At 61.4% G+C, this 11,556-nt stretch carries 10 protein-coding genes; all 10 read left to right on the top strand.

Features of this window, described 5'->3' with window-relative positions; genetic code table 11:
• Nucleotides 1-20: 20 nt before the first annotated feature.
• The 10 genes from M0746_RS23810 to dtd all read left to right on the top strand — a co-directional run bounded on the left by M0746_RS23810 (nucleotide 21) and on the right by dtd (nucleotide 11,475).
• On the top strand, nucleotides 21-1,493 hold the full coding sequence (locus tag M0746_RS23810; protein ID WP_258450797.1) for a purine-cytosine permease family protein: 1,473 nt from the start codon (nucleotides 21-23) through the stop codon (nucleotides 1,491-1,493).
• 71 nt (nucleotides 1,494-1,564) lie between these two features.
• The gene (locus M0746_RS23805; RefSeq protein WP_208939091.1) at nucleotides 1,565-2,533 is read left to right on the top strand and encodes an ABC transporter substrate-binding protein; all 969 of its coding nucleotides are present in this window, start codon (nucleotides 1,565-1,567) and stop codon (nucleotides 2,531-2,533) included.
• 83 nt (nucleotides 2,534-2,616) lie between these two features.
• Nucleotides 2,617-3,468: an ABC transporter permease gene (locus M0746_RS23800; RefSeq protein WP_007949591.1), complete on the top strand. Its 852-nt coding sequence runs from the start codon at nucleotides 2,617-2,619 to the stop codon at nucleotides 3,466-3,468.
• Nucleotides 3,465-4,295 (top strand): quaternary amine ABC transporter ATP-binding protein, encoded by an 831-nt coding sequence (locus M0746_RS23795; RefSeq protein WP_258450796.1) that lies wholly within the window; start codon nucleotides 3,465-3,467, stop codon nucleotides 4,293-4,295. The genes M0746_RS23800 and M0746_RS23795 overlap by 4 nt, the downstream gene beginning before the upstream one ends.
• Before the next feature lie 145 nt (nucleotides 4,296-4,440).
• Nucleotides 4,441-5,964: a histidine ammonia-lyase gene (gene hutH / locus M0746_RS23790; protein WP_258450795.1), complete on the top strand. Its 1,524-nt coding sequence runs from the start codon at nucleotides 4,441-4,443 to the stop codon at nucleotides 5,962-5,964.
• A 116-nt stretch (nucleotides 5,965-6,080) separates the two neighbouring features.
• Complete coding sequence (gene hutH / locus M0746_RS23785) at nucleotides 6,081-7,613, top strand: histidine ammonia-lyase (protein WP_258450794.1); 1,533 nt, start codon at nucleotides 6,081-6,083, stop codon at nucleotides 7,611-7,613.
• 135 nt (nucleotides 7,614-7,748) lie between these two features.
• On the top strand, nucleotides 7,749-8,954 hold the full coding sequence (hutI, locus tag M0746_RS23780) for an imidazolonepropionase (protein WP_258450793.1): 1,206 nt from the start codon (nucleotides 7,749-7,751) through the stop codon (nucleotides 8,952-8,954).
• A gap of 10 nt (nucleotides 8,955-8,964) precedes the next feature.
• Nucleotides 8,965-9,768, top strand: a complete 804-nt coding sequence (gene hutG / locus M0746_RS23775) for an N-formylglutamate deformylase (RefSeq protein WP_258450792.1) — start codon at nucleotides 8,965-8,967, stop codon at nucleotides 9,766-9,768.
• A 301-nt stretch (nucleotides 9,769-10,069) separates the two neighbouring features.
• Nucleotides 10,070-11,041: a prolyl aminopeptidase gene (gene pip / locus M0746_RS23770; protein WP_208939085.1), complete on the top strand. Its 972-nt coding sequence runs from the start codon at nucleotides 10,070-10,072 to the stop codon at nucleotides 11,039-11,041.
• Entirely contained in the window at nucleotides 11,038-11,475 is a 438-nt protein-coding gene (gene dtd / locus M0746_RS23765) for a D-aminoacyl-tRNA deacylase (protein ID WP_258450791.1), read from the top strand. Before pip ends, dtd begins: the two co-directional genes overlap by 4 nt.
• Nucleotides 11,476-11,556: the final 81 nt, after the last annotated feature.

Raw genomic sequence — 11,556 nt, 5'->3', positions numbered from 1 at the left:
CAATCCACAGAGGTTGAATCATGGCTGTCAACACCGATCGTGCAGGCAACAAACCGTTGATCGAGAGGCGTTCGATCGACTACATCCCGGAAGCGGAAAGACACGGTCGTCTGTTCAGCCAGTTCACCCTGTGGATGGGCGCCAATCTGCAGATCACCGCGATTGTCACCGGGGCCTTGGCCGTGGTGCTGGGCGGTGATGTGTTCTGGTCGTTGATCGGCTTGCTGATCGGCCAATTGCTTGGCGGGGGCGTGATGGCGCTGCATGCCGCGCAAGGGCCGAAACTGGGCCTGCCGCAGATGATTTCCAGCCGCGTGCAGTTCGGCGTTTACGGCGCGGCGATTCCGATCGTGCTGGTGTGTCTGATGTACCTGGGGTTCACCGCGACCGGCACCGTGCTGTCCGGGCAAGCGCTGGGGCAGTTGTTTGGTGTCAGCGACAGCGTCGGCATTCTGCTGTTTGCCAGCGTTATCGTGCTGGTGACCGTGCTCGGCTATCGGGTGATTCACTTCATTGGCCGGGTCGCCAGCATCATCGGCGTGATTGCTTTCATCTTTCTGTTCTGGCGGTTGATGAGCCAGACCGACGTCGGCGCGCTCCTGCAAATCCGTCATTTCAGCTGGAGCAGTTTCCTGCTGGCAATGTCGTTGGCGGCGTCCTGGCAGATCGCGTTCGGCCCGTATGTCGCAGACTATTCGCGCTACTTGCCGAGCAACACCTCGGCGGTGAAAACCTTTTTCGCCGCCGGTGCCGGTTCGGTGCTCGGTGCGCAAGTGGCGATGATCTTCGGCGTGTTCGCGGCGGCTTCGGCCAACGGCCAGTTCGCCGGGCATGAAGTGGCTTATATCGTCGGTCTGGGCGGCACCGGTGCCACTGCGGCGTTGCTGTACTTCAGCATTGCCTTCGGCAAGGTGACCATCTCCACGCTCAACTCCTACGGCAGCTTCATGTGCATCGCGACGATCATCAGTGGTTTCAAAGGCCACTTGACCGTTACGCGCATGCAGCGCCTGGTGTTTGTGCTGGTCATCGTCGGCGCGGCCACGCTGATCGCGCTGCTCGGTCAGCACTCGTTCCTCGGCGCGTTCAAGTCTTTCATCCTGTTTTTGCTCGCGTTCTTCACACCGTGGAGCGCGATCAATCTGGTCGACTATTACTGCATTACCCGTGAGCGCTACGACGTGCCGGCACTCGCCGATCCGAAAGGACGTTACGGTCGCTGGAACCTGTTGGGGATCAGCGTCTACGTGTTCGGTGTGCTGGTGCAGCTGCCGTTCATCTCGACCAAGTTCTACACCGGTCCGCTGGTGGCCGCCCTCGGTGACGTGGATATCTCCTGGATCATCGGTCTGGTGCTGCCTGCCGCCGTTTACTACGTGTGCGCAAAAAAATGGCACAGCGCAGTGCCCGATCAGCTGATTCTGCCAGTCGAGCAGAGCAGCGAAGTACAACCCGAAACAAGCGGGGCCGGTCGCGCTGCGGCGCAGGCCTGATCTGGACGTGGACAGGGCTGGATGCCTCTTGAACTGCCGTAAGCCCATTCATGATTAGGAGCGTCATTACAATGAAATCGAACAAGACCCTGCTGACCACATTGCTGTCCATGGGCCTGTTGGCCAGTGCCGGCGCTACTCAGGCTGCAGGCTGGTGCGAATCGGGCAAACCGGTGAAATTCGCCGGCCTGAACTGGGAAAGCGGCATGCTCCTGACCGACGTGCTGCAAGTGGTGCTGGAGAAAGGCTACGACTGCAAGACCGACAGCCTGCCGGGCAATTCCATCACCATGGAAAACGCCTTGAGCAGCAACGACATTCAAGTGTTTGCCGAAGAATGGGTCGGCCGCAGCGAGGTCTGGAACAAGGCCGAGAAGGCCGGCAAGGTGGTCGGCGTTGGCGCGCCGATCGTCGGAGCGATCGAAGGCTGGTACGTGCCGCGCTACGTCATCGAAGGTGATGCCAAGCGCAAGCTCGAGCCGAAAGCCCCGGACCTGAAAAATATCGCTGACCTGGGCAAATACGCCGCGGTGTTCAAGGATGCCGAAGAGCCGTCCAAGGGCCGCTTCTACAACTGCCCGGCCGGCTGGACCTGCGAGCTCGATAACAGCGAAATGCTGAAAAGCTACGGCCTGGAAAACAGCTACACCAACTTCCGTCCGGGCACCGGCCCGGCACTGGATGCGGCGGTGCTGTCGAGCTACAAGCGTGGCGAGCCGATCCTGTTCTACTACTGGTCGCCCACCCCGCTGATGGGCCAGATCGATGCGGTCAAACTCGAAGAGAAAGCCGGCGTCGACAAGAGCGTGAGCATCAAGGTCGGCCTGTCGAAAACCTTCCACGACGAAGCCCCGGAACTGGTCGCCGTGCTGGAAAAGGTCAACCTGCCGATCGACCTGCTGAACCAGAATCTGGGGCGCATGGCCAAGGAACGTATCGAGTCGCCGAAACTGGCGAAAATCTTCCTCAAGGAACATCCTGAAGTCTGGCATGCGTGGGTCAGTGCAGACGCAGCCAAGAAAATCGACGCGGCGCTGTAGGTCGATACCTCCCGGTCAACCGCGAGGCTGGCCGGGAGATACGCCGTAAACGCTGGATTGAGATTGCTGACTGAGAGCCGCTTATGTTTCCCGAGAGCTTTACCTTTTCCATCGCCGACTGGGTCAACGGTTGGGTCGATTCGCTGGTCACCAACTACGGTGATGTGTTCCGCCATATCTCCGACACGCTGTTGTGGGCCATCGTCAACCTCGAAGGCCTGCTGCGCGCAGCGCCATGGTGGCTGATGCTGGCGATCGTTGGTGTGGTCGCCTGGCACGCCACGCGCAAAGTCGTGACCACGGCGGTCATCGTCGGTCTGCTGTTCCTGGTTGGCGCGGTCGGTCTGTGGGACAAGCTCATGCAGACGCTGGCACTGATGATGGTCGCGACGATCATTTCGGTGTTGATCGGCATTCCGCTGGGGATTCTCTCGGCACGCAGCAATCGCCTGCGTTCGGTGCTGATGCCGCTGCTCGACATCATGCAGACCATGCCCAGTTTCGTGTACCTGATTCCGGTGCTGATGCTGTTCGGTCTGGGCAAGGTACCGGCGATTTTCGCCACGGTGATCTACGCCGCACCGCCGCTGATTCGTCTGACCGATCTGGGCATTCGCCAGGTTGACGGCGAAGTGATGGAAGCGATCAACGCGTTCGGCGCCAACCGCTGGCAGCAGCTGTTCGGCGTGCAACTGCCGCTGGCCCTGCCGAGCATCATGGCCGGGATCAACCAGACCACCATGATGGCCCTGTCGATGGTGGTGATCGCCTCGATGATCGGCGCCCGTGGCCTGGGTGAAGATGTGCTGGTGGGGATTCAGACCCTCAACGTCGGACGTGGCCTTGAAGCCGGTCTGGCGATCGTGATTCTCGCAGTGGTCATCGACCGCATTACTCAGGCGTATGGTCGGCCACGGCATGAGGTGAGCAAATGAGCAACGCAACCGTGAGCAAGATCGAAGTCAAAAACGTCTTCAAGATTTTCGGCAACCGCGCCAAGGATGCTTTGGCGATGGTTGGCCAGGGCAAGACCAAGGATCAGGTGCTGAACGAAACCGGTTGCGTGGTCGGAGTGAATGACCTGTCGCTGAGCATCGGCACCGGAGAGATCTTCGTGATCATGGGCCTGTCCGGCTCGGGTAAATCGACGCTGGTGCGCCACTTCAATCGCCTGATCGATCCCACCAGCGGGGCGATCCTCGTCGACGGCGTGGACATCCTGCAATACGACATGGACGCGCTGCGCGAATTTCGCCGGCACAAGATCAGCATGGTGTTCCAGAGCTTCGGCCTGCTGCCGCACAAGAGCGTGCTCGACAACGTCGCCTACGGTTTGAAAGTGCGCGGCGAGAGCAAGCAGCTGTGTACCGAGCGCGCGCTGCACTGGATCAACACCGTGGGCCTCAAAGGCTACGAAAACAAATACCCGCACCAGCTCTCCGGCGGCATGCGCCAGCGTGTCGGTCTGGCCCGCGCTTTGGCGGCGGACACCGACATCATTCTGATGGACGAAGCCTTCAGTGCGCTCGACCCGCTGATCCGTGCCGAGATGCAGGACCAGTTGCTGGAGCTGCAAAAGACCCTGCACAAGACCATCGTGTTCATCACTCACGACCTCGACGAGGCCGTGCGCATCGGCAACCGCATTGCGATTCTCAAGGATGGGAAGTTGATTCAGGTCGGTACGCCGAGAGAGATCCTGCATTCGCCGGCGGATGAGTATGTCGACCGGTTCGTGCAGCGGCGGGCGGCAGTAGTCTGATCTGAACAAAGCGTTGCACCGACTGGCCCCATCGCTGGCAAGCCAGCTCCCACAGGGATTGTGTGAACACTGATGACTCTGTGGGAGCTGGCTTGCCAGCGATGGCGCCGGTGAAGCTGCATCAATATCAAGGTTGAGGTTTTAGATGTCCCAGGCTGAAAAAATCATCATCACCGGCGACCACCTGCAATGGCAGGACGTGGTCGCCGTGGCTCGGCGCGGTGCGCAACTGGAGCTGTCGCAGGGCACCTGGGCGCGTATCGACAACGCGCAGGCCATCGTTCAGCGCATCGTCGAAAGCGGCGAGCGGGCCTATGGCGTCAACACTGGTCTGGGCGCCTTGTCCAACGTCTCGCTCAAAGGCGAACAGCTCAGCCAGCTCTCGCGCAACACCTTGCTCAGCCATGCCTGCGGCGTCGGCCCGGTGCTTAGCGACGAACAGACTCGGGCGATCATCTGCGCGGCAATCCACAACTACAGCCACGGCAAATCCGGCATTCATCGCCGTGTGGTCGAAGGCCTGCTGGCGCTGCTCAATCGCGGCATCACCCCGCAGGTGCCGTCGCAAGGTTCGGTGGGCTACCTGACGCACATGGCGCACATCGGTATCGCGTTGCTGGGCGTCGGCAACGTCAGCTATCGCGGGCAGATTGTGCCGGCGCAACAGGCGCTGACCGCAGAAGGCTTGCAACCGGTGCAGCTTGGTGCCAAGGACGGTTTGTGCTTGGTCAACGGCACGCCGTGCATGACTGGCCTCAGTTGCCTCGCGATCGCCGACGCAACGCGCCTGCTGCAATGGGCCGACGTTATCGCGGCGATGAGTTTCGAAGCGCAGCGCGGACAGATTGCCGCGTTCGACGCCGAGATCATCGCGCTAAAACCGCACCCGGGCATGCAGCAGGTCGGCAGCAATTTGCGCGCACTGCTCGATGGCAGTGAAGTGATCGCCACGAGCAAAGGCATTCGCACGCAGGACGCCTTGAGCATCCGCTCGATCCCGCAGGTGCATGGCGCCGCGCGTGATCAACTGGAACACGCGATCAGACAGGTCGAGATCGAACTCAACGCCTGCACCGACAACCCGTTGCTGCTGGGTACGCCGGAGAGCTTCCGGGTGATGTCGCAAGCCAACCCGCACGGGCAATCGGTGGCGATGGCCGCTGATCTGCTGGCGATCGCCATGGCCGAGATCGGCTCGATCGCCGAGCGCCGACTCGATCGCCTGATCAATCCGCACGTCAGCGGTCTGCCAGCGTTTCTGGTGGCCAATCCGGGGGTCAATTCCGGGATGATGATCGTCCAATACGTCGCCGCCTCGCTGTGTGCGGAAAATCGCCAATTGGCGCAACCGGCGGTGCTCGATAACTACATCACCTCAGGCCTGCAGGAAGACCATCTGAGCATGGGCACCAATGCCGCACTGAAGCTGCATCGCGCCGTGGAAAACTGCACGCAAATCCTCGCCATCGAGTATCTGCTGGCGGCCCAGGCGTTTGAATTTCTCAAGGAGCAACGCTTCGGCGCCGGCACCGATATCGCCTGGCGTCTGCTGCGTGAAAAGGTCACGGCCTACGATCAGGACCGCTGGCTGGCGCCGGACATCGCCGCCGCGGCGAGCGTGCTGAAAGACCCGAATCTGCCACACAACGTTTTACCGAATCTGCACTGACACTACCCCTGCCAGCGTGCCAAGGCGCGGCTCTCCAAAAGATGAGCGGCGACGGACAACGGACATTTCCGGAGCGACTGGTCAGTTAATAAGAAACTCTCAAAAGGAGCACAAACATGACTGCGCTGAACCTGATTCCCGGCCAACTGAGCCTGGCCCAACTGCGTGACGTCTACCAGAACCCGGTCAAGCTGAGCCTCGACAACAGCGCCTCTGCGCAGATCGAGGCCAGCGTCGCTTGCGTCGAGCAGATCCTCGCCGAGAATCGCACCGCGTACGGCATCAACACCGGTTTCGGTCTGTTGGCGTCGACACGCATCGCCAGCGAAGACCTGGAAAACCTGCAGCGCTCGCTGGTGCTGTCCCATGCCGCCGGTGTCGGCGAGCCGATCAGCGATGCGCTGGTGCGGCTGGTCATGGTGCTCAAGGTCAACAGCCTGAGCCGGGGTTTCTCCGGCATCCGCCGCGTGGTCATCGATGCGCTGATCGCGTTGATCAATGCCGAGGTTTATCCGCACATTCCGCTGAAGGGTTCGGTCGGTGCCTCGGGCGATCTGGCGCCGCTGGCGCACATGTCGCTGGTGCTGCTGGGCGAGGGCAAGGCGCGCTACAAGGGCGAGTGGATGGAAGCCACCGAGGCGCTGAAAATCGCCGGTCTGACCCCGCTGACCCTGGCGGCAAAAGAAGGTCTGGCGCTGCTCAACGGCACTCAGGTGTCCACCGCGTTTGCACTGCGTGGTCTGTTTGAAGGTGAAGATCTGTTCGCCGGTGCACTGGCGCTCGGCAGTCTCAGCGTTGAAGCCGTGCTGGGCTCGCGCTCGCCGTTCGACGCACGCATTCATGCCGCGCGTGGGCAGAAAGGCCAGATCGACGCCGCGGCTGCTTACCGCGATCTGCTCGGTGAGCGCAGCGAAGTCTCCGAGTCGCACCAGAACTGCGAAAAGGTCCAGGATCCATACTCTCTGCGCTGCCAGCCGCAGGTCATGGGCGCCTGCCTGACCCAGTTCCGTCAGGCTGCTGAAGTGCTCGCCGTCGAAGCCAACGCGGTGTCGGACAACCCGCTGGTCTTCGCCGCTGAAGGCGATGTGATTTCCGGCGGCAACTTCCACGCCGAACCGGTGGCCATGGCCGCCGACAACATGGCACTGGCCATAGCTGAAATCGGCTCGCTGAGCGAGCGGCGTATCTCGCTGATGATGGACAAGCACATGTCGCAACTGCCGCCGTTCCTGGTTGCCAATGGTGGCGTGAACTCCGGTTTCATGATCGCCCAGGTCACCGCTGCGGCGTTGGCCAGCGAAAACAAGGCGTTGTCCCATCCTCATTCGGTGGACAGCCTGCCGACCTCGGCCAACCAGGAAGATCACGTCTCGATGGCCCCGGCAGCGGGCAAGCGTCTGTGGGAGATGGCCGAAAACACCCGCGGCATTCTCGCGGTGGAATGGCTAGCGGCGGCACAGGGGCTGGACCTGCGCAACGGTCTGAAGACCTCACCGAAGCTGGAACAGGCACGGGCGATTTTGCGCAAGGAAGTGCCGTTTTATGAGAAGGACCGCTTCTTTGCCCCGGATATCAATGCGGCGACTGAGCTGTTGGCTTCGCGGTGTCTGACCGAGCTGGTGCCGGCGAAGTTGCTGCCTAGCCTTTAACCCCACTTACTGATCGTTCCCACGCTCTGCGTGGGAATGCAGCCCGTGACGCTCCGCGTCACTGGACGCAGAGCGTCCCTTGAGGCATTCCCACGCAGAGCGTGGGAACGATCACAATCCAAACGGAGGCCAACAGTGAAAACCCTCTGGCAACACTGCCACGTCGCAACCATGGCCCACGGCGTCTATTCGATCATTGAGGACGCCGCCATCGTCACCTCCGGTGCGCTGATCGAGTGGATCGGCCCGCGCCAGCAATTGCCGTCCGGTGAATACCCGGCGGTCAATGATCTGCAAAACGCATGGGTCACCCCCGGGCTGATCGACTGCCACACCCACACCGTGTTCGGCGGCAACCGCAGCGGTGAATTCGAAAAACGTCTGCAAGGCGTCAGCTATGCCGAGATCGCCGCGCAGGGCGGTGGTATCGCCAGCACCGTGCGTGCGACTCGCGAAGCTACTGAAGACGAATTGTTTGCCAGCGCCGCCAAGCGCCTGAAGAGCCTGATGCGCGACGGTGTGACCACGGTCGAAATGAAATCCGGCTACGGCCTCGATCTGGCCAACGAACGCAAGATCCTGCGGGTCATTCGTCGTCTGCAGAAGGAACTGCCGATCAGCGTTCGCAGCACCTGCCTGGCCGCTCATGCACTGCCGCCGGAATACAAGGATCGCGCCGACGATTACATCGACCTGGTCTGCAACGAGATGCTCCCGGCGCTGGCCGGGGAAGGGCTGGTCGATGCGGTCGATGCCTTCTGCGAATACCTGGCGTTCTCGCCGGAGCAGGTCGAGCGCGTGTTCGTCGCCGCGCAAAAACTCGGTCTGCCGGTGAAGCTGCACGCCGAGCAACTGTCATCGCTGCACGGTTCCAGTCTCGCCGCGCGCCATAAAGCGCTGTCTGCCGATCATCTGGAATTCATGGACGAAGCCGACGCCATCGCCATGGCCGAAGCCGACACCGTCGCCGTGCTGCTGCCGGGCGCGTTCTATTTCCTGCGCGAAACCCAGCTGCCGCCGATGGACGCCCTGCGCAAGCACAACGTGAAAATTGCGATTGCCAGCGACCTCAACCCCGGCACGTCGCCGGCGCTGTCGTTGCGCCTGATGCTGAACATGGCCTGCACCTGTTTCCGTATGACCCCGGAAGAAGCCCTGGCCGGCGCGACGATCCACGCGGCGCAAGCGCTGGGCATGGCTGCCACCCATGGCTCGCTGGAAGTCGGCAAGGTCGCCGATTTTGTCGCCTGGCAGATCGATCGTCCGGCGGATCTGGCTTATTGGCTCGGCGGCGATCTGGACAAGCGCGTCGTGCGCCACGGCGTTGAATCAAATCTGTAGGAGAGCGGTTGTGGATAAGGTTCTGCATTTCAAACAAGGTCGCGTGCCGCTGCTGATCAGCATGCCGCATGCCGGGGTACGCCTGACGCCTGCGGTCGAGGCCGGGCTGATCCCGGCGGCGAAAAGCCTGCCGGACACCGATTGGCACATCCCCAAACTTTATGACTTCGCTGAAGCGTTGGGCGCCAGTACCTTGGCCGCCGAGTATTCGCGCTTCGTCATCGATCTGAATCGTCCATCCGATGACAAGCCGATGTACGCCGGGGCCACCACCGGCCTGTACCCGGCGACGCTATTCGATGGCATTCCATTGTTCCGTGAAGGTCTGGAGCCGTCGAAAGAGGAGCGCGCCACCTATCTGGAGCAGATCTGGGCGCCCTATCATCGCAAGCTGCAAGAGGAGCTGGCGCGGCTCAAGGCTGAATTCGGCTACGCGCTGCTGTTCGACGCGCACTCGATCCGCTCGATCATCCCGCACCTCTTCGACGGCAAGCTGCCGGACTTCAACCTCGGCACGTTCAACGGCGCAAGCTGCGACGCGGACCTGGCCGCTCAACTGGAAGCGATCTGCGCGCAGCACAGCAACTTCAGCCACGTGCTCAACGGTCGGTTCAAGGGCGGCCACATCACCCGCCACTACGGCAACCCGTCCGAAAACATCCACGCGGTGCAACTGGAACTGTGCCAGTCCACCTACATGGAAGAGTTCGAACCGTTCCGCTACCGCGCCGACCTGGCCGAGCCGACGCAGGTGGTGCTCAAGGAGTTGCTGCAGGGCTATCTGGCTTGGGGCCAAAGCCATTACGCAAAATAAAGCCTGGCGCCTACCCCTGTAGGAGTGAGCCTGCTCGCGATAGCGTCCTTTCAGGCAGCATGATCGTTCCCACGCTCTGCATGGGAACGCCTCCAGGGACGCTCCGCGTCCAGTGACGCGGAGCGTCACGGGCTGCATTCCCACGCAGAGCGTGGGAACGATCTGAAACCCTGAGGTTGATCGCTGACAAACGGCGACAACGCACAGGCATGCTCATTGACGTAAATCGGGTTTATGATGCCCAACGGCAGAATAATAGAAGTCCCCTCAGGGATGACCTCGACCCCTTACGGAGCGCGCAATGCAGACTTTGTTTCCGCAGATCAAACCCCACGCCCGGCACGATCTGGCTGTCGATGACACCCATACGCTGTACGTCGATGAAAGCGGCTCGCCCGAAGGCTTGCCGGTGGTGTTCATCCACGGTGGGCCCGGCGCCGGGTGCGACGCGCAGAGCCGCCGCTACTTCGATCCGAACCTGTATCGCATTGTCACCTTCGACCAGCGTGGCTGCGGACGCTCGACGCCTCACGCCAGCCTGGAAAACAACACCACCTGGGATCTGGTCGAAGACCTCGAGCGCATCCGCAAACACCTGGGCATCGACAAATGGGTGCTGTTCGGCGGCTCATGGGGCTCGACCCTGGCGCTGGCTTACGCGCAAACCCACCCGGAGCGCGTCCATGGCTTGATCCTGCGCGGGATCTTTCTCTGCCGCCCGCAGGAAATCGAGTGGTTCTATCAGGCCGGCGCCAGCCGTTTGTTCCCCGATTACTGGCAGGACTACATCGCACCGATCCCGCTGGACGAGCGCGACGACCTGCTCAACGCCTTCCACAAACGCCTGACCGGCAACGACCAGATCGCGCAGATGCACGCGGCCAAGGCGTGGTCGACGTGGGAAGGGCGCACCGCGACCCTGCGGCCGAACCCGCTGGTGGTCGATCGCTTCTCCGAGCCGCAGCGCGCGTTGTCGATTGCGCGGATCGAATGCCATTACTTCACCAACAATGCCTTCCTTGAGCCGAACCAGCTGATTCGCGACATGGCCAAGATTGCGCATCTGCCGGGCGTGATCATTCACGGTCGCTACGACGTGATCTGCCCGCTCGACAACGCCTGGGAACTGCATCAGGCCTGGCCGAACAGCGAACTGCAGGTAATCCGCGATGCCGGCCACGCGGCGTCCGAGCCGGGCATTACCGATGCGCTGGTGCGCGCGGCAAGCAAAATGGCTCAGCGTCTGCTTGATCTGCCCCCTGAAGAAGCATGAAGGGGCTGTTACAGCGGGTGCGCGGCGCGCGAGTCGAGGTCGACGGTGATGTCGTCGGTGTGATCGATCAAGGCTTGCTGGTGCTGGTCGCGGTAGAACCCGACGACACGCGTGCCAGCGCCGACAAACTTCTGCATAAGCTGCTTAACTATCGGGTATTCAGTGACGCCGAGGGCAAGATGAACCTGTCCCTTGCCGATGTCGGCGGAGGGTTGCTGCTGGTCTCCCAGTTCACCCTCGCGGCGGATACCAGAAGCGGCTTGCGCCCGAGCTTTTCGAGCGCGGCGCCGCCGGCCCTTGGCGAGGAGTTGTTCGACTATCTATTGAGCAAAGCGAAACAGGTGCATGGCACTGTGGCATCAGGTAGATTCGGCGCCGATATGCAGGTGCATCTGGTCAACGATGGCCCGGTTACCTTTTTGTTACAGACCTGAAAATGCTTGAAACACCTTCTTTAGGAAATTTCGACTGTTTTTAGGGTGTTTACGCGATAAATACTTTGTTACCCCTGATGC

The sequence above is a fragment of the Pseudomonas sp. S11P7 genome (genome assembly GCF_023195435.1).
Classification (GTDB): Bacteria; Pseudomonadota; Gammaproteobacteria; order Pseudomonadales; family Pseudomonadaceae; genus Aquipseudomonas; species Aquipseudomonas fluorescens_G.
This window is presented reverse-complemented; position numbering and strand designations above follow the sequence as displayed.